The organism is Streptomyces sp. NPDC050610, assembly GCF_040654875.1.
In the GTDB taxonomy this organism is placed as follows: Bacteria; Actinomycetota; Actinomycetes; order Streptomycetales; family Streptomycetaceae; genus Streptomyces.
Window position 1 is genome coordinate 15,877 of record NZ_JBFAIV010000032.1, and the last position, 26,506, is coordinate 42,382.

The window sequence follows — 26,506 nt, forward strand, 5'->3', positions numbered from 1 at the left end:
TTACGGCCGCCGCTGCTCCAATCGGGCCCTGCTCGCCCGGCTCCGCAACGCAGAGATCGACACCCTCAGAGCGGTCGATCCAACGACCGTTCCCACGATGCCGGGGCCGTGCAGCACCACTGATGTGTCGGAGTTCGCCGCGTACGCGGGCGGAGACGGTGCCGACGACGCTATCGGCACCGCCCGCCCGTCGACCGCCTATGGCCACGAGGCCGGCGCCGCCATCATCGTGAGAGTGGACACTACGCGCGGCCCGTACGTACTCGCCCTCCCCGCCCCCTGGCCGGCGGTGTCCCGTCCCACAGAACGCTCAGCGCGGCACGGTCCGGCTCGCGACCCGTCCGCCTTCGGCTTCCAGGGCAACGTTGCCTGCCCCCGGTTCTGCCCATGCGGTCCTGGATGGTGTGCCGCGACCGCGATGGACTGATCCTTTTCGTTCCGACGCGGCAGTTGTCGGCAAGGAGGATGGGCGCATGTGGCGGCGGCAGGTTGGTTCGAGCGGACACGGTGGACAAGAGCGCCCGGACGACCGAAGCGCCAGGCCCGGCAGATCCCCATCTCGGGCCGAGGGGCTGAACCCGGCCTATGTCAGAGCCTTGCAGGGCTCGGTCGGCAATTCGACCGTCGGACACATGCTCGCCGCGAGCCCCGCCCCCGCCGCGTTCCCTGTGCAGCGCATGTACCACGGGGGCCACGGAGGCGGGGGCGGCGGACACGCCCCCGCCCCGCAGCGAATGACTCCCGAGCAGGTCACGGAGCAGATCTCCGCCCACGTGAACGCCCCGCCGATGATGAACTACGGCGGCCTGCATCAAGGCAGGGCCCACGACGAGTTCTGGATGCGCTTCCCGCGTGACATGAGGGGTCAAGAGGCTGAGCAGACCCTGTCGGAGACCAGCACCCTGCTGTTCGACAGTATGAAAGGCGCCCAAGAGCGGGCCCGCGAGGCCGAGCCGGACCAGGCCGCTGAGGACAGCGACAACCGCGAGGTCCAGGGCATGCTGATCAATGACCGGCTGGTGTTCGCGACCAACTTCAACTCGTCGATCGACACTCTTGTGGACGAGGGCGAAAAGCAATTCGGTGAGGACCCCTCCCTGCAGGAACTGCTGAAGATCCAGCAGAGCGACGAGGGGCGCACGCAGGGCCTGCGCCACCACGAGGCGGAGAACCTGCTGGACAAGCTGGAGAGCTACCGCAAGAAGAACAAGGCGATCGCCAAGAAACAGCGTGGCGCGGGTGAGCAGGGCCGGGGGTACGACGCCACCGCCATGGCCCTGCGCAGCAAGCTCGACGCACCGGTCATCGTTGCGAATATCGAGGATGACGACCTGCATGCGATGCTCACATCGCGGAAGTTCGAGGGACGGGTCATCTTGCTGCGCTTCGGGGCACTGGACCCCAGAAAGAGCAAGCGCACAGGAAAGCAGACCCGCGAGAAGTCGGTGCACGCGGAGCAGAAGCTTCTGCTGGCCCTCGGCTACGCCCGTATCAGCCCGCGCCACGTCTCCGGCCCCCTGTCCATCATGGGCAAATACCGTCCCTGCATGGGGTGCGCCGCGGCGCTGAAGTACTACCAGCAGCGAATGGGGTTCGGCGGGCTCACCTTCGACGAGAACTATGGACACTACTTCCAAACCTCTGTGAATAATCTGGCCGAGCATCACAAGCACATCATGGACGAGCATTATCTGGAATACATCAGGCAAATGGTCCAGGAAGACGTCACGAGCACTCCGGCGCTGAGGCACGAAGCAGCGCCGGCGGGAGCCGAGTCCCGGCGTGGCGGGCCCACCATCAGGGTCCCCGGGCGGTACGCGTCCCGGCAGGCCGATGTGACGCCGCCCGCCAGCGATGCCGAGTTCGAAGGAAAGCAGTACGTCCGGAAGCCGCGTCGGGAGATGGAGCAGGCCTATAAGTTGGAGACGGCCCACGTGGGAATCGGCCGGGGGTCGCAGCCCCATGCCGTGGGGCGTCGCCTGGATGAGCTGACCGAAAATCAGGCAGCGGAACTCGACGAGCTCTGGAACGGGACGGCGGCATACCCTCCCACCAACGAAGGCCGTCAGCGAGCCTTGGAACTCGCCTACAGTTACAACAGGAAGCGGCGGATCCCCCTCGTGGCTCTGGGCCAGGCTATCGGTCTGCACGAGACGCGACTCGGCACATATCTCACCAGGTACAAAAACGAGGGGCATTGGGAGCATATGCCGTCGCGCTCCAACAAACTGCCGAGCCAGCCGAAGGACAGGGAAAGGCACAGGGGCGCCCCCTCGAAGCAGTTCACCAAGGGAGGGCAACTGGACGATCAGGGCCGGCAAGAAATCGACGATGCCCTTTCCAGTCTCCGCAGCGATCCTTGGGTCCAGGATTGGGAGAGGTTCCGCAAGCTCGACAGCAAGGGCCAACTCGACCGCGCCTCTCAAAAGCTCAACCCCACCAAGGCGCCGGACGAACTTCTGATGACACTCGCCCGGCTCCGCCGCAGTGCTTACGACGTGCCGCAGATGTCCCGATACCTCTACACAGGTGAGAACGGGGACAACCTGAGGAAGGCCATCACACGCAAGGGCATGCCGCTGCTCGAACGGAGCGAGGCCGTCCGTGATGTCGCCATGGGAGGCACGACGGCTCCCTCGGCCGAATCGTCGTCCAGGAGGAGCGCCGCACCGTCGTCCAGTCGGCAGCCCACCACTCATTCCAGGCGGCGCCAGTCGGTCTCCTCCCGCCCGGAGCGTGGCGAGAGCAGTGCGATGGGCGCGGGACGACACCCCAGGCACCCCGAGTTCGAAGGGTACGAACTCCGGATCGACCCGAGGGGTCAGCCGTACTACATCGAGGAAGAAACCGGCGGGATCTACGTCTTCATCGACGAACGCATGGTCCGGGTCCGCCAGCCCAGCCCGGACGACGTCGAGATGAGCGGCACCTACCGCTGACGGCCGGCCCTGGCCGCGCCGACGGCCGGCAACTCCCCTCCGCCGAGTCCGCGCCTGCCCCGGTAGGCGCGGACTCGGCGGCTGACGATGAGCGCGGGCGCCAGGCGATGCAGGCGTGGCGGAGGGGATACGCATGATCGCTGATGCCCCCTGGAAGCCCCCTGAGTCGCGCTCGAACCCCTGGCGGGAGGCTCGCCGCTGTGGGTGCGGTACCGCGTCCCGGCCTTCGTGGTGCCGTCGGGCTTCAGCAGGAGCTCATTGCCGCCGGGCAGGCAGAGGGGAGCGAAGGTTCCGCCGCCGCCAGGCGCGTCAGGCAGGATCCCGGTCAAGCAGTCCGAGGGCGTCTCGCCCTCGGGCCGCCCGGCCGTCAGGCTTGGCTGAAGGTGCGTCGGTAGGCGCCGGGGGTGGTGCCCAGATGCGCCCGGAAGCGGCGGCGCAGGTTGACTGCCGAGGTGAGCCCGACGCGGGTGGCGATGGCTTCGACCGGCAGGTCGGTCTGTTCCAGCAATACCCGTGCCGCGTCGATGCGTTGGCCGAGCAGCCACTGTCCTGGGCTGGTGCCGAGCTGCTCTGTGAACCGCCGGGCGAGGGTCCGGCTGGACAGCCCGGCGTGTTCGGCGAGACGGTCGAGGGTCAGCCGGGCGTCGAGCCGGGAGGCGGCCCACTCCAGTACGGGCGCCAGTGATTCGTCCGCCTTGGCCGGTACAGGCTGTGCGGCGTACTGGAGTTGACTGCCCTCCCGGTGCGGCGGCAGGACCATGTTCCGGGCGATCTGGGCGGCGTATGCCGCGCCGTGGTCGGAACGCACCAGATGCAGGCACAGGTCGATGCCGGCGCCGGTTCCGGCGCTGGTCGCCACATCGCCGTGGTCCACGAAGAGCACGTCCTGGTCCACCCGCACCTCCGGGAAGGCTGCGGCGAGCCGGGGGGCGTCGCGCCAATGGGTGGTGGCGCGACGGCCGTCGAGCAGTCCGGCCTGGGCGAGGACGAAGGCTCCCGTGCAGATGGCGGCGATCCTCGCCCCGCGCCGATGGGCGGCCCGCAGCGCCTCGGTGACGGCCTGCGGCACGGGTGTGCCGGGCGGCTGCCAGCCGGGGACGACCACGGTGTCCGCGTGCTCCAGAGCCTCAAGGCCGACGTCGACGAGCATCGCGTATCCGGCGGTGGTCCGCAGGGGGCCGGGGTGCTCGGCGCAGATCCGGAAGCTGTAGCGGGGCTGCTCGTCCTGCGGGGTGGTGCCGAAGACCTCGGTGGCGCAGGCGAGCTCGAAGGGCGACTGAGGCGGGTTGAGCAGGGCCACCACCCGATGAAGACGCATGGCAAGATTGTACCTGTAGGTGTCTTTCTGGACTCTCGGACGGGCGGCCCGCACAGGTCACAGTGGCTCCATGAGTGAAACCACCGGAACAACAGTGTTGAGGACCTCGGTCCAGGTCGACGGCGAACCGGCCAGCTACCTGACCGCAGGGCAGGACGGCCCGCCCGTGTTGCTGCTGCACGGAACGTACTGGAGCCGTGTCTGGCTCCCCGTACTGGACCAACTCGCCGGTGCGGGGCTACGGCCCATCGCGGTCGACCTCCCCGGCCTCGGCCGCTCAGGAGGTCAGCTCACCCCGGAAGCAGCCACGGTTCCGGCCCTCGCCGACTGGGTGACACGATTCGCCTCCGCGCTGAACCTCTCCGGACCCGTCGCCGTGGCAGGCCACGACATCGGCGGCGCCATCGCCCAGCACCTCCTCGCCTTCGACGGGCTCGAAGTGTCCCGGCTGGCCCTGGTCAACTCGGTCCTCTACGACTCCTGGCCCGCGCCTCACGTAGCCCGGTTCCAGGACTCGGACACGACCGAGGGTGTGCTCGCCGCCCGTCGGGAGGCGGTCACGAGGGTACTGGCCCACGTCGGCACCGAGTCGTTGATCGCGGACTACGTGGATCCGTGGACCGATGAGCGGGTCCGCCGCTCCTGGTTGGCCCTGGCGGGCGCGGCCGACAACCATTACACGCTCGACGTCGTTCCCGCGCTTCAGCGGTCCCCCGCGCCCAAGCTGCTGATCTGGGGCGAAGACGACCTCCACGAGAGGGTGGAATACGCGGAACGGTTCGCCTCAGAGATCCCCCACACGACGCTCATCCGGATCCCGAACGCGGATCACATCCCCACGGAGAACGCCCCCGACCGGATCGGCCGCGCGCTCGCCGGTTTCTTCACGGCGTAGAGGCAGTGGTCGATCGGCTTTGAGGCCGCTGAGCAGGATGAATGCCGTGCCCATGGGTTGCGGTTCGGATCGCACTCGGCGCTCAAGGCCGTCGGCTCGCGCCACTCCGACCTACCGCTCCAACCTGCGGCCCTGCCTGGCCCGCGGCGTCCATTGCGCCGCCGAGCCCGACGAGCGCACTCGTCTCTTCCCCGCTTCCCACCCGAACTGACCGCCGTACGGCACCGCGCAGTGGCGTCAGCCCGGACTGTTCTCCGGGGCGGGCGGACAGATCCGTGACGGGCCCGGCCCCCGGCGGAGGCGGCTGCCGGGCTGTTCGGGTTCCGTTCCGGCGCCGCCGCCCCGAGTGATGGAGGGGAGTCCGAAGCAACCCCCGCGCCATGCCGCGTCGCACCGGAGAGCAGGATGAGCGGGAAGCGCAGCGTCCGCCGGTCCGCATACTCCGGTGACCTGCGTTCAGCGATCAGGCGTTCGCGGTGTCGGAGCGGCTGGCGCGGTCGGCCAGCCGTCGCGGGCCGTTCGGCAGATCGGCTGCCAGCAGCCACAGCCACACCCCCACCGTGACCAGGTGCAGCCGCTGGGCAATCCCCTGCCCACCCGGATAGCCCACATACGGCCCGGCGGAGGCGATCGCCGCAGCCATCGACACCGGCAGCAGCCAAACCGCCCAGCGCCCCGCCCGAGATCCACCGCTCGGTCCCGAACGGGCGACGAGGATGAAGGCCGCTATCGAGGCGAAGACGGACAGGTGCACCAGACCGCTGGTGAGCGTATGCGCGACGCTGTCGACCGGGCACCCCGCCTCCCGGGAGGGCGCGCACCGCATCGGCAGCGCGACATCCGCGAGGGAGCAGGCCCCGAACGCCGCCACCGCCCCCCACCCCGCGGCCGGCCATCCCCGCCGCCCCGGCACGGTTACGGCCAGGCCGGCCGCGGCCAGCACTATGACGGCCGTGGCCAGCTCGACCACGTTGAACATCATCCGGTGCGGCTGGTCGGCGGCGAATGCCTCGCTGACATAGGAGTCGCGCCAGTCCAGCCCGGTCGGGACCCACCACTGGAGCAGCCAGTCGTTGTACATCACGCCGGCCGCCGCCAGCAGACCTATCGCCGCCCACTGCCGCATCCCCGCCCCACTGGCCGGGCGCCAGACGCCGGACCCGCCTCGCTTGACCACACCCCGCATCTCCACCTGTGGCCCTCACTGATCGACCCGATCCGATCTTCGATCCCTACCCGCACCGGGCAGAGGGTTATCAGGAACTCGCACAGGAGACGAGTTTGCTCCCGGGAGGGCCCGGCGCGATCCCGCCGCCGCCCTACCGCGCCCGGTGGATGCGGGGTGACAGCTCCTCCTCATCCCCGCCTGATCCGCCGTCACGGCCGCTGATGCTGCGCCGACATGACGGCCGCCGCGCCCCGAAAACCCGGAGAGGGGTTGTCATGCTCGCGTCTACATTCTTTACTACGGGCAGCAGTTGAGACCCAAGGAGGCGCACCCGTCCCATGCGCAAGCGAATGGCCGTTCTGACGGCCCTCATACCTGCCCTGCTGAGCACCACGGTCGGCGTCGCCTCGGCGGACCCCGCACCGCACACGGGCCGGGCGGTGGTCACCCTGACCTACGACGACAGCCGGGCCGGTCAGTGGAAGGGCGCGATCCGGCAGGCCGTGCAGACCTGGAACACCGCGGTGCACAACGTGCAGCTGAAGCCGACGAAGACCCCCGGCTCGGCCGACTACATATACAAGGCGACCAACGGCTGGCCGATGTCCACGCTGGGGCCGGTCTTCCCCGGCGGCCACGGCGACGTGCAGCTCGGCCGCCAAGCGCTGGACCAGGGCTACGACATCACCCGGATAACGGCACACGAGACCGGGCACATCCTCGGGCTGCCCGACACCTACAACGGCCCGTGCTCGCAGCTCATGTCCGGCCACGGCCCCGGCCCCTCCTGCACGAACGCCAAGCCCAACGCGGCCGAGGCGGCCCGGGTCGACCGGAACTACGCCTCGGGCGCCTCGGCGACACGCCCGAGGCACCACCAGGTAGTCATCGACGTCTGGCCCGGCCGGGTTCGCTCCGGCGCGCACTGACCCCGAACGCTCCCGGGACCGGCCGACCGCGAAACCGGAGCGGGACCCCGTAGCGCACAGGCACGAGCATTCCTCAGAGCGTCCAGGAGCAGACGCGGCCGACCGCGTCGTACCGTCGGTGCGGCCGGTGTCGGTATCGCAGGCGGTTCTGTACGGTGCCGCGACTATCGCGGCACCGTACAGAACCTCGCGGACCGAAGGGGACAGCGGCGGATGAGTGCGTGGGCAGGGCGGCCGCGCGCCAAGTGTCGTCGAAGGCGGAGCCGAGCCGGCCTGCGGCAGGTGTTGACGCACGGTGGCGGGCGACGACCGCGACGAGAGTCGAGGGCCGAGAGTCGAGGGCCGAGAAGCCGTGGACGTCCGGTTTCTTCAGGCGGCACGTCCGCCCGACGCTCCAGCAGCCTGCGGACCCATGGCCGAGGCACCGCCTCAAGAGCGCCCCTCGTGACCGTGGAACGAACTCATGACCCGTCGGCCCTGCCTGAATTCACAGCCAGGTTGTCGCCAGCCAGACGGTCGCGGCCGCAGCGACAAGGAGCGTGAGGTTAAGAGCGATCTGGCGATCTCCGCGGCTCAGGTGAACCCTGGTCGCGCCGATTTGCAGGACCACGAACCCGATGGCCGCGGCGAGGGCCAGCCAGGGCGCGGTGCCGGTCAGCGGCGGGAGGATCAGCCCGATCGCGCCGAGCACTTCGATCACCCCGATGGCCCTGACGGCCGGCATGGGCGTGCTGTCCACCCAGGCCATCATCGGTCGGAGCTGCTCACGGCTCCGGACCACCTTCACCCCGCCCCCGTAGAGATAGAAGAGAGCGAGAAGGCCGACGACGATCCAATATGCGACGTTCACAATTCCCATCCACGGCCACCAGTTGCAGGTGACCACATTCTCAACAGGGGAGACAACAGGGGAGAACCGGCAAACGCACACGCGAGTGCGTCAGCGGCCCGGACTTTGCGAGGCAGGAGCCGTCTGGGCTGCACTGATCCGGTATCGGGCAGCCGGGCCGCGCTATCCCTCGGACTTCTGGGTGAATTCGGTGGCGGGTTCGGTGGCGTATCGGCTCATCACCTGGATGTTCGCCTGTGGTGTCATCGCCTGGCCGCCGGCGATCATGTCCTGGAGGTCTCGGAAGTACTGCACGTACAGGTCCGGCGTGAAAGTGCTGAGCATGACGGCCGGTTGGTCGGTCAGGTTGGCGAAGGTGTGCGGGGCTCCGGGCGGGACCATCACGAGTGTGCCGGTGGACGCGTCGTAGTCCTTCTCGCCGACCGTGAACCGGACCGTGCCGGAGATGATGTAGAAACCCTCGTCGTGCTGGGCGTGCCGGTGCTGCGGCGGTCCGGGCGTGTGCGGCGCGAGGACGGATTCGGCGAGTCCGAGGCGGTGCCCGGTGTTGCTGCCGTCTTCGAGGACGCGCAGTCGCGTGCTGCCCAGGATGATCGTCTCGCCGTCGCCCGGACGGACCACCGACACGGCGGGGTCGGCGATCGGCTCACTGGTCTTGTGTTCGTCGGTCATGCCTCAATCCCACTGCCAGAGCTCAGCGACGTCCAAGACCCATTGTGAGGCGTCGATACCGTGCGGGTATCGTCGCAGCATGGAGCTACGTACGCTGCGCTATTTCGTGGCGGTCGCCGAAGAACTCCACTTCGGCCGGGCCGCCGCCCGGCTGCATATGAGTCAGCCGCCGCTGAGCCGGGCGATCAAGCAGTTGGAGACCGAGGCCGGCGCCGCGCTGTTCATCCGGTCCTCCGCCGGCGTCACGCTCACTCCGGCAGGGGCGGTACTGCTCGATGAGGCGCGCGCCCTGCTCGACCAGGCCGACCGGGTACGCGAACGCGTGGCCGCGGCCGCCGGCGCCGCGACCATCACCGTCGGCATCCTGGGTGACAGCACCGACCCAGCCGCAACCCGGCTGGCCAACGCCTACCACCGGCGGCACCCGCGCGTCGAGGTCCGCATCCGCGAGACCGACCTGACCGATCCCACCTGCGGGCTGCACGCCGGGCTGGTCGACGTCGCCCTGACCCGCGAGCCGTTCGACGAGACCGGCCTGGCCGTGCACGAGCTTCGCACCGACCCGGTGGGAGCGCTGCTGCGCGCCGACGATCCGCTGGCCCGCCGCGACAGCCTGAACCTGGCCGACCTGGCCGACCGCCGCTGGTTCCTGTTCCCGAAGGGCACCGACCCCGTCTGGCAGTCGTACTGGAACGGCGGGGAGCTCCGCGAGGGACCGGTGGTTCGCGCCGTCCATGAATGCCGACAAGCCGTTCTCTGGAACGGCACGGTCGGCATGACTCTCCTGGACCACGAACCGGGTGAGGGGCTCACCGTGGTGCCGCTGATCGACATGCCCCCGAGCCGCGCGGTGGTGGCATGGAACGAGGCCGACACGAATCCGCTGATCCGCTCCTTCGTCCAGATCGCGACCGCCGCCTACCACGACTGAGCGGCTCACCGGCGGCACGCACACCGCCACGAACAGCTCCAAAAGGGGCGGAGGCGGCCGTCGCCCGTCGGGGATGAACGCCTTGGTAACGTCGGGGCGGGTCACGTGCTGCGGTTGTACGGGCCTCCGGGGCAGTGAGTTGTACGGGCCTTCGCGGCAGTGAGCAGCGGGTGTCCGCCCGGCGGTTGGCTGCTGCCGCAGGGCCGGCGCGATCAGGCCCGTCGGTGATCCCCTCCTGCACATGGCCAGCCGCTCGTGCCAGGTGGGGGCAGTGGTTCACCGGTCGGCTTCACCGGCCGCGCCGCGAAGTGAGAAGTCGGGTTGAGGAGAGACATGACGAGGGCCGATGCGGATGCGCGGGCGAAGGATGTCCTCGCCTGGGCGGCCGCTGCCTGCGACCCGGAGATCCGGAGCTGGGTCGGCGCGCTCGGTGCGCTGCCGGGGAAGGTGACCGCGTACCAGCTGGGCTGGTCCGAGGAGTTGGCCTCGCGCGGGCACTACGGCGGCAAGTCCGTACGGGCGGCCCTCGCCCTGCTGTCCGCGCGTGCCGTGGGCGGTGAGGCGGCGGCGGCCGTTCCCGCGGCCGCGACGGTGGAGATGGTGCACAACCTGTCGTTGCTCTACGACGATGTGCTGGACGGCGACACCGTGCGCCGGCACCGTGCGGCGGCCTGGCAGGTGTTCGGCCCGGCGTCTGCGACGAGGGCGGCCGACGCGCTGCTGATGCTGTCGTTCGAGACCCTCTCCGCACCGGGCGGCGACGCCCGTATCGCGCAGGAGGCTTCCGCGGCGCTGCTCGACACGCTGATCCAACTGGCCGTCGGCGAGGGCCTGGACGTGCTGTTCGAGCGGCGTGCCCGGGTCGAGGTCGAGGAGTGCCTGGAGATGATCTCGGGGAAGACCGCCTCGCTGTTCGCCTGTGCGTGCCGGCTGGGAGCCCTGTACGGGGAGGCGAACGCGGCGGACACCGAGCGGTTCGCCGCGTTCGGGCACGACTTGGGCATGGCCTTCCAACTGGTCGACGACCTGCTGGGGATCTGGGGCAACAGCGACGTCACGGGCAAGCCGGTCTTCGCCGACCTGCGCGCGCGCAAGATGTCGACGCCGGTCGTGGCGGCCCTGGCGTCCGACACCACGGCCGCGAAGGAACTGGCCCGCCGCTACGCCCGGCCTCCCGGACCGGACCCGGACGGCGAGGGTGCGCTGCTGGCGGAGCTGGTGGAAGAGGCCGGCGGACGGCGCTGGGCGCATCGGCTCGCCGCCGAACACGCCGAGGCCGCCGACGAATGGCTGCGAGAACTGGAGGAGCGGCCCGGGGCGGCCTCCGAGGCCCTGTCGGACCTGCGCGCCGTGTGCGATCTCATCGTGACCCGCTCGCACTGACCGGCTGCCGGTCGGCCCAGGGCGCCGGTACGTCGAGGATGTGGGCGCGGCCCTGACCGTACAGCTGGGCGTCGACCTCCTTGAGCCGTCGCAGCTGCGGCGGCTCGTACAGCGCGTGCACCTCGGCCGGTTCCGCCGGGTCGCCGGCCGCCTGGAGAAGGGCGTTGACCGCGAGGCGGGCGCCTTGGTCGGCGCCTTCCATGGTGGCCAGGTTGACCGGGCACCGCACGTAGTCCCCGGCCATGAACAGGTTCGCGGCAGCGGTGGCGGCCCGGGGCCGCCGGTGCCAGGACCCCTTGGTGTTGATCAGCAACGGCTCCTCGTTGCGCGCCGGTCCGGGGCCGTCCAGGCCCGTTACGGCCGGGTCCAGATGCCAGGAGTGCAGCAGTGAGCGGTCCAGTACGGTCGTGTGCGCGTCGTTGAGGGAATCGCTCAGCTGCGCCCAGACCTCCTCGGCCACCTCCGTGCGGGTGCACTCGCGGGCCGGTTTGCCATAGAGGATGCCCGAGGTGTCCCAGTCCGAGATGTCGACCGAGAGGCAGTCGGCCACGGTTCCGTCACCGTAGGTGGCGCGGAAGTCGGCGTCCCAGAACTGGGCCTGGCTCACCGACGTCAGCGCCCAGGGGGAATCCAGATAGAGGACATGGCCGCGGACCACGGGCGTGGGCTCGGTGAGGTAGAACTGCAGCCCGACCATCCAGTCCGTGTCCAGCGACGCCACGTCGGCGAGCATCGGGTCGGCTTCGGCGAGGCCGCTCTCCAGCAGCGCCCCCACCCGGTGAACGGGCAGCGCGCAGACGTACCAGTCCGCCTCCAGGTCGCGTCGGCCCCGCGGGCCGCGCAGCACCGCCTTCTCCACGCGCCCGCCGCGGACGTCGAGGCTCTCGGCCCGCCATCCCAGCTCCAGGCGGACGCCGAGGGAGGCCAGGTACGAGGTCCACGGGTCGATCCACGCCGGGCTGGTCGGTGCGTTCAGCACCCGGTCCGCCGCCGCGGACTCGCCCTGCCCCAGGAAGCCGTAGGACATCGCCTCCAGGAACCCGCCCACCGTGTGGGTGCTCCCCACCTCGGCGCGGGCCGCGACGACGGTACGGGTCGCCCCGACCACGCACTTCTTGCGGTACTCCTCCGAGGCCCCGTCGGCGCCCGTGAACTCCCACCACGACGTGTTCTCCCACTGCCCCAGGCGGCGTTCGGGGCTGCTGGTCATGTAGACCATCATGCGGTTGGCGAAGTACAGCAGTTCCTCGCTCAGCCCGGCGCCCCCGCCGGGCTCGATGCCCATGGCCCGCAGGATCTGCTGCGGGGTGCGCGGCCCCGAGGCCGACGACACATCGGTGACCACCTCGTTCACCCGCCCGGAGCGCGCCGACAGCAGTCGCGGCGCCTCGCGCAGATTGCCGAGGACCCCCTCGCTCCGCCCCTCGAACGGTATGCGGCGCAAGGTGTCCGGCAGGCTGCGGTAGAAGCCCGGGAAGAACCGGAACCCGTGCTCCGCCGGAAGGTCGAGCCGTCCCCGCGTCCCGGTCCCGGGCAGGGACGTACTGCGCGCCTTGCCGCCCCACCCGGCGGGCTCGATCACGGTGACCTCGTATCCGCGCTCGGCCAGCTCCATGGCCGCGGTCAGCCCCGCGACTCCCCCGCCCAGCACCGCGACCGTCCCGCCGGAAACCCTGCCTGCGCCCACGAACTCTTCTTCTCCCGTCCCGTTCCATCCGGCTGCCGGGCCGAGCCCTCATCGGAGATTCGAGGGCTCGCGGACGCCAGACGGATGATCATCTCAAACGTACGCGGCCCACCCCGGGCGGGTGACTGTGCCTCTTCCTCACCGGCCGCCAGGACAGCGCCTCATGTACGGCGGTCTTCGGCTCTTGCCGGCGGTGTGGCGAGGATGAATCCGCGCGTGCTTGTGTGGAACCGCGCAACACAATCCGTACGCGACGATGGGATGAAGCGATGCCGCTTGAGGGCGAGTACGGGCCGCATCCGGTGCAGTGGGTGCGCGAACAAGTCGAGTTGTACGAGAGCTCGGGCGGCACGCAGGGGACGACGCTCTGGGACACGGGCCTGCTCGTCGTCATTGTCACGATGCGCGGCGCGAAGAGCGGCAAAATCCGCAAGATCCCGCTGATGCGCGTGGAGCACGAAGGACGGTACGCGGCCGTGGCCTCGAACGGCGGCTTCCCGCGTCATCCGGTCTGGTACTTCAACCTCAAGTCCGACCCGCATGTGGTGCTCCAGGACGGCTCCGTACGCCAGGACATGACGGCCCGTGAGATCACCGGGGACGAAAAGGCCCAGTGGTGGGAGCGCGCGGTGGCCGCGTTTCCGCCGTACGTCGAATACCAGGAGAAGACGGACCGTACGATCCCCGTCTTCGTGCTGGAGCCCACAGGTGGAAAGGACCCACAGGCCGAGTGATTCACGGCAGTGCTGACGGGTAACTTACGGTTTGACCAGCCTCTGCGGCACCTTCTCCGCAGGGAAGTCGATGACCGGGATCAGGAGACCCCGCCCCCAGCCTGAGACCTTCCTTGACGCGCCCTCTTCGGGAAATGCTTCGCATCGCTTCAATGCAGGCCACAGGAGCTGTCCCCCGCGTTCGGAGGCTTCCAGAACGTGTGCGTGCTCGGCCATTCGTCCAGCTCGAACTACTCGTCGTCCTGCGGAGGTCTTTCGCATGTGGGTCCACGTCGAAGAAACGACGGACACTGATTTTGCTTTCGAGAACAGGGAGACGGAGAAGCTCACCGATCTCTTGTTGCAGATCGATGTCAACCCTTACGCCGGCTACCCCGCATTTGAGGGTGAAGTCGCCGGGCTTCTCGACGACAAGAGGGTTCCGCGGCGGTTCAAGGACTTCTGCGATGAGGCGCGGGAGTGGCCGAAGCATGAGCGCCCCGTCATCACGCTGAAAGGATGCCCAATCGATCCGGATCTGCCCTACTTGGACTTCTCGGATCCGGTCGTCGACAAGCGGCGACGCAAGAAGACCTACGTCTCGGAAGCGTTCCTGCTGGTCTACGCCCTGCTGATGAAGCAGGAACCCATCGGCTACGCCAATGTCAACGATGGAGACGTCTTCCAGGACATCCACCCATGGGACAAGCTGGCACACACCCAGTCCCAGAAGGCCCTCGCCGATATCGGGTTCCACAAGGACCTCGCGAATCACTTCGTACGGCCGGACTGGGTCAACCTGCTGGGGCTCCGGCAGTCCGCGGAGACCTTCGTCTCCACGTCGTACACCCGGAACATCGATGTTCTCAACGGTCTCTCCGAGAGCCAGCGGGAGGTACTCTCCGAGTCGAACTTCTACACCCCTTTCGATGATCTCACCGTGGCGGGGAACAATGTGCGGCTCGGCGACGCGGAAAGGCATCCGGTACTCGGGGGCGCATCGGATTACGACATCCGCGCCTTCGAGAACAGAACGATCGGCCTGACACCCGAAGCGCAGCAAGCACTCTACGTTCTCGTCAAGCTCCTCCACCGGCACAAAAAGCGCTTCCGGATTCTTCCGGGGTTCCTGCTCGGCGAGGCGAACAACGAGAGCATCCACTGCAAGGAGATCATTTACACGCCCACGACTGAAGCGCTGCAGAACCGTTGGCTGCAGAAGACGGTCAACGTAGCCGATTCGAATCAGCATGCACACCACTTTGTTCCGGGCAGGGATAGGATTGTCAATGGCTAGCAGGGGCCACGCGGTCATCGTTCTGGCGATCGATGGCGTCACCACACTCGAATGCGGCATCGGGGTTGCCGTCTCGCAATATTTCAAGGCTTATGACGCCGTCCTGGACGCGGCAGAAATCCCCGCCACCGATCCGCCCAGTCTCTTCGCGATCGGGCCATGCGTCGCCGAGACGTCACCGGACTACCGAGGCGACCTTGCGCGAGAGATTTCCTCTCTGTGCCACCGGACCGGAGGCTTTCTCACCACCTACCCTGTCGCCGACGACGCTTCGCTCAAGGCGGCGTGGGGGCTCGCGAGCCCCGCGAAGTGGGAGCAGGCATGCGTCGAGTCCAGTGCGCTGATCTCCGGCATCGCTCAGCACTTTGAGCGGGTCACCGTCATGGTCCACGGCATCATGCTGGCGAACCTGCGTTCCTTCATCCGGGAGGAACACAAGATTCGCCTGTCCTTCGTCGCGCACAGCTTGGGCATGGCAGGGAATGACAAGTTGGCCCAGCAGCGCGTCGCCTGGGAGACGTCCGGATTCGGCGAGATGCGCCGGACGCCCGGCGATAAGATCGCCTACGTCAGCATGTTCACCCGGTCCCTCCTTGCAGAATCGTACGGAATCCCCGGCGAGCGCCTCATTCCTTTCCTGAACGGGATCTGGTGCGACGACCCCAAGTACAGCACTGACGGAGACCATTCTCGGCAGGTACTCGATCGCTATGGGATTCCAGCGGACCGGGATCTCGTGTTCTCCTGGGGAAGGTGTGTCCCGAGCAAGGGGTTCGATCTCATCCTCGACGGCTGGAAGGAATACCGAAGACAGTGCCCGGAAGGGTCGGAGCACCTGGTGCTGCTGATGCCCAGCGCGGTAGCACCGGCAGACCATGCCGAGGAGCTCAGGGCACGGTGTGAGGACCTCGGCTCCCGGTCCGTTACCCCGGTCTTCGAATTCTCAGACGATCTCCCTGCCGCGATGCTGGCATCGAAGAGACTGCGCTGCGTAGTGTTTGCCAGCGAATTCGAAAGCTACATGCTCACAGCGGCAGAGGCCATCAAGTTCAGCAGCCCGAGTGTGCAGCACGTCTACTACGACATTCCGCCGGTGCGCGAGCAGTACGAGGGCATGCCGAACGCCCATGCCTTCACGGACAGGACCCCGAGCGATCTGGCGAAGACGCTGGAACTGGCGTTGAACTGCGGCGCGTCGGGCACGAAGGAGCCGCCGTCGTTCGTCGTCGAGGCAGGCCGGTTCACCAAGTCCTGTCTGACCGGCATCTGATGGGCGAGGACCCGAAGGCTCGACTGGTGCACACATACGTGGTCTTCGGGCTGCTGGGCTCCTCCGTATCGATCATCGGCGTCCACGCCTACGAGGCGGCGGAAACCTTCGATCGAGCGTCCGTCGCTGCTGCCGTCCTGCAGTTCAGATTCACGGGCGCGCTTCTCGGGTCCCTCGCCCCCACGGTCCTTTGCCGGTGGTTCCACGGCGGGACCGTCCTGAGCATGCTACTGGCCGTCAAAATAGCAGCGTTGGCGTTACTCGTGTTCGGGGATTCCACGCTCGTCGCGACATACCTCGGGGATTTCCTCCTCGGGCTGACGACCGGAGGATGCCTCGTCTACCTCTCCACACAGGCCGTCCAGCCACGCGAAGGCAGGTCAAGCAGTCTCACCGTAACGACCCAGCAAGCCTCGTTCGGACTGGGCGCGACCCTCTCCCTGGCCATAGCATCGCTCAACCTTGCGCCGGCGAAGTGGCCCATATCAACCACTGTCTTCGGGGCCCTGCTCGTCTCCTTTGCCGCCGTCACCATATGGAGCCTGCCCGCCTCCTTCCGAAGCGGGCCAGGAAGAGCCCCGAAGCCACTCATCCCCCCTGCATGGTCTCGGAGCGCTGCGCCCACCAGGGTGAGGACCATGGCCCTTCTCTACTTGCCTCTGTACGCGGCCGTATTCCTCTACGCCGGTGTTGAGAATGGCTGGACGGGATGGCTCTACACGTGGCTCACCCAGACAGCGGGCACTTCGGGACAGGCGATGGAACCCCTACTGCTGCTGGCCTGCTTCTGGGGAATGGTGACCATCGGGCGCAGCGCTGCCGTACTGGTGATGGGAAAGTATCGAAGAATTCGCAAGGAAGTACTTGGCATCGCGTCCGCCGCACTTGTCGCGTTGGCTTCTGCCCTCGCCTGCCTGAATCTTGGGTTCTACCCGATTCTCGCACTGGCCGCCTTCATCGGACCGATCTATCCCGCGATCCTCTCTGTTTTCGGAGGTCTGCCCCACTCCGGATACCTGGCCATCGCCATGACATCGCTCGCGAGCACTTTCGGCTCGACCCTCGTGGCCAGCAACATGGGGGACGTCATTCGGTCTGCTGGACCAGCCTCTTTCCCAGGAGCGATGGCCGCCCTCGGGCTCGTACTGGTGCTATCCATGCTGCTTGCGGCGGCCGTCACGCGGACTGTCCCTTCTGCGCTCGGGAGGACCGAGGCGGCCGAGGGAGTTCATCAGAAGTCCTCATAAAATCCGGTTGGGATGCCGACGGCGCGTGGCGCTCTCGCCAGTCGAATCCGCTCAACTCGCGGCAGGGCCAGGGAAAATCGGGTGCCGTGTCTGGGCCGGCCCGCCAGGATGGACACCATGACTGGTGATACGCGCGCGGGGAGCCGGCAGGCCGTGGGAGAGGCGGGTCGTCCGCTCGCCTTGGTCACGGGGGCGGGACGTTCGGCGGGGATCGCCGCGTCCGTGGCAGTGAAGCTGGCCCAGGACGGTTGGGACGTGGCCTTCACGTACTGGACCCCGTATGACGAGCGCATGCAATGGGGCAAGGAGCTGGGTGCGCCCGAAGAGTTGCAGAAGAAGCTGGCTTCCCATGGGGCGAGAACGCTCGCGGTCGAGGCGGACCTGAGTGACCCGGCCGTGCCGGCTCAGCTCTTCGACAGCGTCGAGCGCGAACTGGGGAACGTCACCGCGCTGGTGCTCTGCCATTGCGAGTCGGTCGACTCCGGCTTGCTGGACACCACGGTGGAGAGCTTCGACCTGCACTTCGCGGTCAATGCGCGGGCTACCTGGCTGCTGATCCGGGAATACGGGCTGCGGTTTCGCGGGCAGCACGGCAGCGGGCGCGTCGTCAGCCTGACCAGCGACCACACCGCCGGCAACCTCCCGTACGGGGCGAGCAAGGGAGCGATGGACCGGATCACGCTGGCCGCCGCCCATGAGCTCGCCGACCTGGGAGTGACCTGCAACGCGATCAATCCCGGGCCGACCGACACGGGGTGGATGACCGAGGAGCTAAAGGCGGACATGATCCGCTCCACGCCCCTGGGGCGCCTCGGCGTGCCGCGAGACTGCGCGAATCTCGTCTCGTTTCTCTGCTCGGCAGAGGGCGGCTGGATCAACGGCCAACTCCTCCAGAGCAACGGCGGGATCGAGTAGTCAAACGCGTAGGGCATGGCTGACGGATATCTCCGGCTGGCGAGGACGGCGGGCAGACGGCGGGCAGTTCGTCGGCGAGCTGAAACGGGGCGGCTTCGCCTGTGATGCCCTGCCCGGAGCGCCGACGCCTCCGCCCGGGCGGCGGCCGAGTCCGCCAGCCGGGCGAAATCCGCGGCGTCCACCGCCCGTCAGAGCAGTCGCCAGGCGAACTACTCGGCCAACCAGGCCGCCGGGTCCGCCAAGGAAGCGGTGGCATCGGCCACCGGCGCACAGAGCTCGGCGGCCCGCGCCGGGCAAGCCGCCCGGGACGCGGGCAAGGACGCCAAGGCAGCGGCCCAGGCCGCGAGCGAGGCACGCAGCATCGCCACCGTCAAGCGACAGCAGGAGCAGGCGGCGGCAGCCGCAGCCGCCGCGCGGCTCGCACGGGAGAACGCCCAGAAGGGGACCGATCCCGCGAACACCCCCGCCAACGACAGCATCCGCGTCATCAACCAATCCGCGGACGCCCCCGCGGACACCGGCGACTGGATCGCTGCCCGGTCCCAGACCGCCACCTGGGCCAACCTGGCCCCGGTAGGAGCGGCCTTCACCGCCAAGACGGAGGCCGCCGGCCCGAGCAATCCCCGCACGAGGCTGATCGACTTGGGGTTCGGGATCATCGCGTCCCACCTTTCCACCTACATTCCGCCCATCGCCGGCTGGTTGTGGGAGCGGGGAAAGGACGTATGGGACTTCGCGAAGGACCAGGCCAAAAGCTGGAAACGTACAGTTCCGTGGCTCGGCGGAAAGTGGGACTGGGGCCTCTGACCCAGCCGGAGCTCGGAGCATCGGGTCCGCGGCGTCGCCACGATCAGCCGATGGCTGTTGTGGCACCGTCGCGGGCCACCGCGTATCCCGGCCGAAGGTGACGAAGGCGGATATCCGCTGGCGCAGCGCGTTCGGATTCAGCGAGTCCGGTTCGGGACGGCGGTGCCGGTCACCGGTTGCTCCTGTACGGAGGCGGACTGGATCGCGCCGTTGCGGTGATGGCGGTGAGGCCGTCCTTCGTCGTACGGGCCAATGCGGCGTGTACAGATCGTTAACAGGTATGGGGGACGCCGTGATGCGGTCGTCCTCGCACTCGGTCATTGAAAGAGTGCCGGGGTGTCTACCTTCGTTGTATTCGACCTTGAGTTCACGTCGTGGCCGGGAGCGCTGGAGCACGATTGGGGCGGGCCGGGGCAGCTCCGCGAGATCGTGCAGATCGGGGCCTTGCGACTGAGTGCGGACTGCTCGGTCGTCGAGGAGTACGAAGCGCTGGTGACGCCCACGGTCAATGCCCGGCTGTCCCCGTACTTCACCGAACTCACCGGCATCAGCCAGGAGATCGTCGACGAGGAAGGCGTTCCCGCGCCCCAGGCCCTGGGTGAATTTCTCGGGTTCTGCCGGGGGCAGACCGTGCTCTCCTACGGCAACGACATGGTGGTACTCGGAGAGAACGTCGGCTGGGCGCGCGCACGCGGAGAGGACATCAAGAACAGTTTTCTCGACGCGGCCTTCGTGAACATCCGGCCGTGGCTGAACGCCGTGGCGCCGGTGACGGCGCAATCGAACGTGGGCCGCTTGTGGAGCGCGCTGGGTCTGCCCAAACCCGCTGCGGGGCAAGAGCATTCAGCGCTGTTCGACTGTCATTCCTTCGCCGCCGCCCTCAGCCATCTGCGCGGTCAGGGCGCCGCCTTGCCCGAAGGCTGCCTGTAACGCTCGTCTCGGCGCACGGAGCTCGCCCGGTCCGACTCACCAGTTCTCTGAGCGGACCGGGGGCCGGGCCGGTCCGGGCCCGTCGCGTACGACAGAGGCCCGTCGACCGCGGCGGGCGGTGGGGGCATTGTCAGTGGTGGGTGACAGCATCAGCCGCATGACGGATACCACGGCATTCGACTGGCGGTCCTTCCTGCTCAGGTGGAGCGGGGAATGGGCGGATTCCCTCCTGGACGAGGAGACGGAGGGCGAGCAGGCACGGGACGAGGACGACGAGGACGAGGTCGCGCGGCGGGCGCGGTGGCTGGGGTTTCCCCCGGCGTCGGAGGAGCGGATCGCGGCCGTGGAGGAGCGTCTCGGTCGACGGATGCCTCCGTCCTACCGGGAGTTCCTCAAGGTCAGCGACGGGTGGCGGCACGCGGGCGAGTTCGTGTGGCTGCTGGCGGGAACCGAGGACGCGCACTGGCACGAGGACGAGTCGGGGCTCGCGGTAATACTTGAGGAGCACCTGGACGAGGACGCCGGGCCCGAGGAGCGGCGGGAGGTGGACATCTGGCGGCGCGGGCTGCAGCTCGACGTCGAATCCGATGCCACCTATGTCCTCTTGGATCCCGAGGACGTGGACGAGGCAGGCGAGTGGGCCGTGTACACGTGGGCGAGCTGGCGGGCCGATTCGCCCGAGCGGCACGCGAACTTCCTTGAGTTCATGCGGGACATGTACCGGGAGTTCCACAGCCTGCGGGCGCGGCCGGGCGACGGGGAGCCGGAATTCGTCAACGACACGACGCGAGAGCTGGACGCCCTGATCGAGGAGGCCCGGCTGGATGCGCTGCGCGGCGGCTGGGAAGAGGCCGTGAAGTCGCTGGACGAAGCCACGGCGTACGGCAGGCCGAGGGCTACGGGCCTGGCCGACCAGGTACGCCGCCTGCTCGGACAGACCCACATGGTGTACTTCGAGGACCTGGCAGCGGACCCGCGGTACGCGCCCGAGCTGCTGCCACCGCTGGTCGCCGAACACGCGGCGCGCTCGTATCGGGACGACTCCACGCTGACGCTCAACCTGCGGGGCGGCGACGAAGACCTGGTGTCACTGGCCTACGCGACGCTGGAGCAGATGCGGAACGGCACGTACTGGTACACGGCGGCGGGACCGTTCGGGGAGGCGGTCGGGCAGGCGCGGGAGCTGGCGCGGTGGGGGGACACCGACGGAGCGTGGCGGACGCTGCGGGACGCGCTGCCCCTGTGGGAGCCGCTGGGACCGGACCACCTGGCGCCGCTGGGGTGGGTGGCCGACCCAGTGCTCGGGCCGCTGCTGACCCCGGAGCGGGGCCGCGAGCTGCTGTCCACGCCCAGGGGCGGACAGGCGGGTGAGATGCCGAGGCCGACGGCCGGGCTCGACCCGGACGGCCTCGCGTGGCTCGCGGAGCCGGACCAGGGCGACAACCGCACGTCCTACCGGTTCGTCCTGGTGGAGGGGGTGGCGCCGCGGGAGTTGCCCGGACGTCTCGCGGACGGCGACGACACCGTGCTGAACAGGCCCATGACGCGCTGGGACGCGCGCCGCAGTTCGCTGGACGGCCAGAGGGAGTTCTCTTCCTATGACGACAAGGCGCTGATGGCGGTCGGCCGGGCCGGCACCGGTTGGAGTTTCGCCTTCGACGGCGCCCCCGGCTCGTTCGACCGGCAGCGGTTCGTCTCCCCTGCCGAGGCCGCCAGCGCGGGTACCCGTGCGGTAGTGGTGTGGAGCGGCCTGAAGGAACGGAGCGGTGAGGCGTTCTTCCACCTTTCAGTGGCGCGGGACGGCGCCGAGCAGTACGCCTTCACGTACGCGGACGGCGAGGTCCGGTCGAGCGGGGAGATACCGGGGGCGCTGGACCCGAGCCGGTTCTTCGGTGACCTGGCTGACGGGGCCGGGTCGGAACGGTCGCTGCTGGAAGCGGTGGCCGGGGAGTTCGGCGTGTCTCTGCCGCGTCATGCCCTCGTGACGGGGCGGCTGCACACGTTCGTCACCCGTTCCTGGACACGTCCGCCGAGGGACGGCGAGACGTACGCGGTCATCCGGATGGGCTGGGGAGACGCGCGCCCGACGGACGACCGGCGGACGGGAGAGGACGAGCCGGGGAGTTGCTGAAGCCCCGGCGACGCTGCGCTGATTTCCCATCCGTGCTGATCGTGGCATCAGGGACCCGGCGAATCCCCGTACGGCCCGGTCAGGGCCTGCGGTGCAGTACGCGTTCCGCGAGGCAGGACAGGAGGGCGACGGTGCTGAAGGCGGCGCCCAGCGCGCAGGCCCAGGTCCAGCCCGCGTGGGCCCAGACGACGGAGGTGAGTGCGGAGCCGGCGACGCCGCCGAGGAAGTAGCTGGTCATGTAGAGGGAGTTCAGGCGGCTGCGGGCTTCCGGTTCCAGCGCGTAGACCACGTTCTGGTTGCTGATGTGGACCGCCTGGACGGCCAGGTCCAGCAGCAGGATTCCGGCGACCAGCCAGACGAGTCCATGTGCCGCGGGGGCCAGGAGCGCCCAGGAGGCCAGCAGGAGGACCGCGCCGGCGAGGGTGACGGTGTGGACCAGTCCGCGGTCGGCCAGCCGGCCCGCGACCGACGCCGCTGCCGCGCCCGCCGCCCCGGCCAGTCCCAGCAGGCCGATGGCCTGGGCCGACCAGCCGTAGGGCGGACCGGACAGGAGGAACGTCAGGGAGATCCACAGCACCGTGAACGCGGCGAAGCTCGACGCGCCCGTCAGGGTCCGCCAGCGCAGCACCGGATACTGCGCCCACAGGCGGCCCATCGAGCGGAACGCGGCGAGATAGCGGGTGTTCCCGGCGGCGGGGAAGCGCGGCAGGACGCGCCGCAGCAGCAGGGCCATCGTGAGCATCAGCGCGGCGTTGACCCAGTAGACGGTGCGCCAGCCGCCCAGCTCCGCCAGGCTGCCCGCGGCCGTCCTGGCGAGGAGGATGCCCAGCAGCAGCCCGGCCATGACGGTGCCCACCGCCCGGCCGCGCGCGTCGGGCGCCGCCATGGTCGCGGCGAAGGGCACCATGACCTGCGCGCCGACGGAGCACAGGCCGGTCACGGCGAGCCCGGCGAAGAGCACCGGGGTGTTCGGCGCGACGGCGACGCAGGCCAGGCCGAGGGCGGTGGCGGCGCACAGCGTCACCGTCAGCCGCCGGCGCTCCAGCAGGTCGCCCAGGGGTACGAGCAGCAGCAGCCCGCAGACGTAGCCGAGCTGGCTCGTGGTCACGACGAGCGCGGCGGTCGCGGAACTCATGGCGAACCGCTCGGCGATGACGTCGAGAAGGGGCTGCGCGAAGTAGTTCCCGGCCACCGACAGCCCGGTGGCGGTGGCCATCAGCAGCAGAATGGGGCGGGTGACCGGGCCGCCGCCGCTGTCACGGCGGGCGTCCCGCGCGGTGGACGTCATGCGCGGCTCCGGGCGCGGGACCTCGGGAACGCGGTGGCGCGGCGCTCCCTCACCAGGTGACCGGCAGGTTCTCGGGGCAGGCGAAGAAGCCGTCGTCCGCTCGCCTCACCTCATGGGGCTCGACCGAGAGCCGAAGCCCGGGCAGGCGTTCGAAGAGCACCGCGTAGGCCGTCGCCAGGACGCTCGTGGCGAGCGCCGAGCCGAGGCAGAAGTGCGGGCCCGCGCCGAAGAAGACGGACCCCTTCTCGCTCCGGCCGATGTCGAAGACGCCGGGATCGGTGAACGCGCGGGGATCGTGCGCCGCCGCGAGGGCGGAGGTGATGACGCCCTCGCCCGCGGCGATCCGGCCGCCGTGGCACTCGACGTCCTCCAGTGCCACGCGCGGGAAGTTGGTGATGCCGTTGTTGTGGTAGCGCAGCACCTCCCGGACCGCTTCCGGCCAGCGCTCCGGATCCCGCTTGCACTCCGCCAACTGGTCGCCGTGGAGGAGCAGCGTCATGATGCCCACGGTGAGCGGCGGTACGAGCGGATCGGTCACGTTCATCAGCAGCAGGGCCGTGGTGCTCACGGCCTCCTGACGGCTGATCGTCTCCTCGTGCACGGCGCGGGCCAGCGTCGCCACCAGTCCGGTCGCCTCGGAGTCCGGCCGCCCGCTGCGGTCCACCAGACGGCTCGCCAGTTCCGTCAGTTCGGCGGTGGCCTCGGCGATCTGCTCCCGGCTGCCGAGCAGGTCCAGCTGGCGCCGGATGCGGTCCTGCGTCCATCCGTGCTCCTGAGGGGTGATCCCCATCAGGCCGCCGGCGATCCGTGCCACGAGGGGCTCGCTGAAATCGGCGACGAGGTCCGCCCCGGAGCCGGCGCGTTCGATGCGGTCGATCAGATCGTGGGCGTGGGCCTGCGTGGCGGAGCGCCATTCGTCGGCGGCGCGGCGGGTGAAGGCGGAGGCGAGGACGGTACGGAGCCGGGTGTGGTCGGTCCCCTCCATGTTGAACAGCGAGCCCTTGACCGAGGTGAGGTCGTCGCCCGCCATCCGGGGAGCGCCGGGGAAGACCAGGTCCCGGGAGAACCGGGGATCGTGCATCACGAAACGCACATCCGCGTATCGGGTGACCAGCCAGAGCCGGTTTCCGCTGGGCATCTGTACGGGGCACAGCGGGCGGCTGTCCCGCAATTCGGCCAGTATCGGCGGGATGGTGAAGAGCGTTCCAGGGGGGAAGTCCTGAGGGATTTTCAGGACATCCGCGTCGGACAGTTCAGTGAGAGCCACACGTCCTCCAGTCCGCACCTCGGTGCCGGAACAGCCACCCTAGTAGGACTCCGTCGGGTCTGTTCCGATCTTGCGATTCTGGTGGGCGGAGATTGGCGACGGGCGGCCTCAGCTGGGCGCACTGGGCCGACCCGGACTCGTTCCCGAGCCGCGTCGTTCGTGCGCGTGGCAATCCGAAGGAGGCGGCGCCGCGAGCATCAGGGCTCACACGCACTGCGGACCGGAGAACTCGCGCTGTAGAAAGGCGATTCCGCGCATGCGGCGCTATGGCGGGTTCGCTCCTGTCTGGCGGGTCTCTCCTCCGATAGGTTCACCCTGATCTTGGGACTGCCCACGCCGCACTCCGGGATGGCGGAGCCCGCCATCCCGGTCCAGGCATCGCCGCGCACGCCCGCGCTGCCTGCCCGCCCGCGTGAGGGAAGGGTTCCTGTGGCGCTTCAAGTGGAGGACCTGCGCAGGCTCTTCGACGGCGATGGCTCCGCCGCCGCCGTGGAACTGTCCGGGGCGGCGCTGGGCTTCCGGTACGACCCTTTCCGCACGGTCGCGGTCGACGGCGTGCTGCGCCTGGAGCGCGCCGCCGGCGCCGGTACGGCCGACGTGAATGCCGCCGGTGACGGTGCGGCCGACCTGAACGCCGCCGTTGCCCTGGCGGCCCGGGCCAGCGCGCTCGTGGCCTGGCCCAGGGCCGGCTGCCTCCGCCGTCTCAGGGGGTGGGCAGGCCGCCCGGGCGCATGGGTCGGCCGAAGCGGACCGGGACGCCGGGAGAGTACAGCACGCTCACCGGCGGCCCGGCCGGCGGCGCCAGCCCGGCGGCCGTTGTCAACTCGTCCTCGCAGTACAGGAGTTCCGCCCGGTGCAGCGGCCAGCGCGGGTGGATGTTGGGCAGGTACACCGGACGGCCGAAGAAGGCGTTGTGCATGCCCCAGCGGGCGGTCAGGAAGTGTTCGAGGGCAGTCGGCTCCTCGATCCGCTCGCCGACGCGCACCGCGATGCGACTGCGCGCCCCGCGCGGCCCGGGCCAGCGCCGGCTGCTGGTGTAGCTGATGGTGTCCGCATCGCGGTGGATCGCCATCTTGGCCCATACGTACGGCAGCCGGAAGGCGCTGCGGGCGATGGCCACCGGCAGCAGGCGCGACGCCTCCAGCGAGCGGAACACCACGCCGCGCCGGCCGTGCCGGTCCACCGAGTAGAGCCGTACGTTGGTCTCCGGGAAGGTCCCCAGGTACGGGAGACCCGGCACCTTGAACCAGCCCACCCGGTACATCCGGAAGGCCACCAGCCCGATGTAAGTGAGCCCGTCGTGCGTGTCCGGCACGGTCCCGGGCGGCAGCAGCGGCGCCACGTCCCCGGGGTCGGCCGCCCAGTGCAGGAACGACAGGTCGAGCCACGACTGGGTGAGCAGCGTGTCCGGTACCTCACGCACCGGATCGGGCGTTATCGGTTCCACAGGTCCCGGAGCAAGCGACATCACGCCAGCTTCGCACAACTGCCTGGCAGCCCTCGACCCAGGGAGCCCGAGCCCCGCCGTCGACCGTACTGCCCTACCGGCCGGCCCGAGGCAGGCGAATGACCGCTGTTCCCCCCTTCAGGTCCACCACGGTGCGATGCGGCGGCGCCCCGTCCTCCTCGTCGTCCCGCAGGATGAGCGCCGACTGCCGCTCCTTCAGCTCGCTCTGCTTGCCCTGCGAGAAGGTCGCATGGAGCTGCTCGAATCCCGTAGCCGATATCTGCCCCTGTCTGGCACCGTTCCGCCACGGCAGCAGCCCGGCTCGTCCTACGCGCAGAAGCAGCTGGTCGGCGAAGGCCACCACGGTCAGCAGAATGACCAGTCCGGGCAAGGTCATGAAGACAGCGAAACCCATGCCCCCA

General features: G+C 69.1%; 22 protein-coding genes. 13 read left to right on the top strand and 9 right to left on the bottom strand.

Annotated features, from left to right (window positions below; all coding sequences use genetic code 11):
* The first annotated feature begins 632 nt into the window (after positions 1-632).
* Positions 633-2,939, top strand: coding sequence for a hypothetical protein (locus tag AB0I22_RS30790; RefSeq protein ID WP_363134242.1), 2,307 nt, complete (start codon positions 633-635; stop codon positions 2,937-2,939).
* Positions 2,940-3,306: 367 nt separating this feature from the next.
* Here AB0I22_RS30790 and AB0I22_RS30795 read toward each other — a convergent pair whose 3' ends face one another.
* Complete coding sequence (locus tag AB0I22_RS30795; RefSeq protein WP_363134243.1) at positions 3,307-4,257, bottom strand: helix-turn-helix domain-containing protein; 951 nt, start codon at positions 4,255-4,257, stop codon at positions 3,307-3,309.
* 70 nt (positions 4,258-4,327) lie between these two features.
* Between AB0I22_RS30795 and AB0I22_RS30800 the strand changes: the two genes are divergently transcribed.
* On the top strand, positions 4,328-5,152 hold the full coding sequence (locus AB0I22_RS30800) for an alpha/beta hydrolase (RefSeq protein WP_363134244.1): 825 nt from the start codon (positions 4,328-4,330) through the stop codon (positions 5,150-5,152).
* Positions 5,153-5,615: 463 nt separating this feature from the next.
* Here AB0I22_RS30800 and AB0I22_RS30805 read toward each other — a convergent pair whose 3' ends face one another.
* Positions 5,616-6,329, bottom strand: a complete 714-nt coding sequence (locus AB0I22_RS30805; protein WP_363134245.1) for a DUF998 domain-containing protein — start codon at positions 6,327-6,329, stop codon at positions 5,616-5,618.
* Positions 6,330-6,658: 329 nt separating this feature from the next.
* On the opposite strand from AB0I22_RS30805, the gene AB0I22_RS30810 reads away from it, so the two are divergent.
* Entirely contained in the window at positions 6,659-7,249 is a 591-nt protein-coding gene (locus AB0I22_RS30810) for a snapalysin family zinc-dependent metalloprotease (RefSeq protein WP_363134246.1), read from the top strand.
* A gap of 487 nt (positions 7,250-7,736) precedes the next feature.
* Here the strand turns inward: AB0I22_RS30810 and AB0I22_RS30815 are convergent, their stop codons facing one another.
* Together AB0I22_RS30815 and AB0I22_RS30820 are read right to left on the bottom strand one after the other, a co-directional pair.
* Positions 7,737-8,099: a DoxX family protein gene (locus AB0I22_RS30815; protein WP_363134247.1), complete on the bottom strand. Its 363-nt coding sequence runs from the start codon at positions 8,097-8,099 to the stop codon at positions 7,737-7,739.
* A gap of 162 nt (positions 8,100-8,261) precedes the next feature.
* The gene (locus AB0I22_RS30820; protein ID WP_363134248.1) at positions 8,262-8,771 is read right to left on the bottom strand and encodes a cupin domain-containing protein; all 510 of its coding nucleotides are present in this window, start codon (positions 8,769-8,771) and stop codon (positions 8,262-8,264) included.
* A 79-nt stretch (positions 8,772-8,850) separates the two neighbouring features.
* Between AB0I22_RS30820 and AB0I22_RS30825 the strand changes: the two genes are divergently transcribed.
* Together AB0I22_RS30825 and AB0I22_RS30830 are read left to right on the top strand one after the other, a co-directional pair.
* Complete coding sequence (locus AB0I22_RS30825; RefSeq protein WP_363134249.1) at positions 8,851-9,702, top strand: LysR substrate-binding domain-containing protein; 852 nt, start codon at positions 8,851-8,853, stop codon at positions 9,700-9,702.
* Positions 9,703-10,035: 333 nt separating this feature from the next.
* Complete coding sequence (locus AB0I22_RS30830) at positions 10,036-11,085, top strand: polyprenyl synthetase family protein (RefSeq protein ID WP_363134250.1); 1,050 nt, start codon at positions 10,036-10,038, stop codon at positions 11,083-11,085.
* On the opposite strand, the gene AB0I22_RS30835 is transcribed toward AB0I22_RS30830, so the two are convergent.
* Entirely contained in the window at positions 11,063-12,772 is a 1,710-nt protein-coding gene (locus AB0I22_RS30835; RefSeq protein ID WP_363134251.1) for an FAD-dependent oxidoreductase, read from the bottom strand. The genes AB0I22_RS30830 and AB0I22_RS30835 overlap by 23 nt on opposite strands.
* 269 nt (positions 12,773-13,041) lie before the next feature.
* On the opposite strand from AB0I22_RS30835, the gene AB0I22_RS30840 reads away from it, so the two are divergent.
* The 8 genes from AB0I22_RS30840 to AB0I22_RS30875 all read left to right on the top strand — a co-directional run bounded on the left by AB0I22_RS30840 (position 13,042) and on the right by AB0I22_RS30875 (position 22,082).
* A complete protein-coding gene (locus AB0I22_RS30840; RefSeq protein WP_363134252.1) occupies positions 13,042-13,506 on the top strand; it encodes a nitroreductase family deazaflavin-dependent oxidoreductase in 465 nt (154 codons plus the stop codon).
* A gap of 259 nt (positions 13,507-13,765) precedes the next feature.
* Entirely contained in the window at positions 13,766-14,782 is a 1,017-nt protein-coding gene (locus tag AB0I22_RS30845) for a hypothetical protein (protein ID WP_363134253.1), read from the top strand.
* Complete coding sequence (locus AB0I22_RS30850) at positions 14,775-16,052, top strand: hypothetical protein (protein ID WP_363134254.1); 1,278 nt, start codon at positions 14,775-14,777, stop codon at positions 16,050-16,052. The genes AB0I22_RS30845 and AB0I22_RS30850 overlap by 8 nt, the downstream gene beginning before the upstream one ends.
* Positions 16,052-17,299, top strand: coding sequence for a hypothetical protein (locus tag AB0I22_RS30855; protein WP_363134255.1), 1,248 nt, complete (start codon positions 16,052-16,054; stop codon positions 17,297-17,299). The genes AB0I22_RS30850 and AB0I22_RS30855 overlap by 1 nt, the downstream gene beginning before the upstream one ends.
* Before the next feature lie 117 nt (positions 17,300-17,416).
* Positions 17,417-18,214 (top strand): SDR family oxidoreductase, encoded by a 798-nt coding sequence (locus tag AB0I22_RS30860; protein ID WP_363134256.1) that lies wholly within the window; start codon positions 17,417-17,419, stop codon positions 18,212-18,214.
* A gap of 249 nt (positions 18,215-18,463) precedes the next feature.
* Positions 18,464-19,021 carry a hypothetical protein gene (locus tag AB0I22_RS30865; protein WP_363134257.1) on the top strand — a complete coding sequence of 186 codons (558 nt, stop codon included), beginning with the start codon at positions 18,464-18,466 and terminating at the stop codon, positions 19,019-19,021.
* Between the two features lie 336 nt (positions 19,022-19,357).
* Positions 19,358-19,951 carry a 3'-5' exonuclease gene (locus AB0I22_RS30870; RefSeq protein WP_363134258.1) on the top strand — a complete coding sequence of 198 codons (594 nt, stop codon included), beginning with the start codon at positions 19,358-19,360 and terminating at the stop codon, positions 19,949-19,951.
* Between the two features lie 157 nt (positions 19,952-20,108).
* Positions 20,109-22,082, top strand: a complete 1,974-nt coding sequence (locus AB0I22_RS30875; RefSeq protein ID WP_363134259.1) for an SMI1/KNR4 family protein — start codon at positions 20,109-20,111, stop codon at positions 22,080-22,082.
* 79 nt (positions 22,083-22,161) lie between these two features.
* On the opposite strand, the gene AB0I22_RS30880 is transcribed toward AB0I22_RS30875, so the two are convergent.
* The 4 genes from AB0I22_RS30880 to AB0I22_RS30895 form a co-directional block, all read right to left on the bottom strand.
* Positions 22,162-23,370: an MFS transporter gene (locus AB0I22_RS30880; RefSeq protein ID WP_363134260.1), complete on the bottom strand. Its 1,209-nt coding sequence runs from the start codon at positions 23,368-23,370 to the stop codon at positions 22,162-22,164.
* A gap of 49 nt (positions 23,371-23,419) precedes the next feature.
* On the bottom strand, positions 23,420-24,637 hold the full coding sequence (locus AB0I22_RS30885; RefSeq protein WP_363134261.1) for a cytochrome P450: 1,218 nt from the start codon (positions 24,635-24,637) through the stop codon (positions 23,420-23,422).
* A 703-nt stretch (positions 24,638-25,340) separates the two neighbouring features.
* Positions 25,341-26,105 (bottom strand): DUF2071 domain-containing protein, encoded by a 765-nt coding sequence (locus AB0I22_RS30890; protein WP_363134262.1) that lies wholly within the window; start codon positions 26,103-26,105, stop codon positions 25,341-25,343.
* Positions 26,106-26,178: 73 nt separating this feature from the next.
* Positions 26,179-26,499: a DUF6191 domain-containing protein gene (locus AB0I22_RS30895; RefSeq protein ID WP_363134263.1), complete on the bottom strand. Its 321-nt coding sequence runs from the start codon at positions 26,497-26,499 to the stop codon at positions 26,179-26,181.
* Positions 26,500-26,506: the final 7 nt, after the last annotated feature.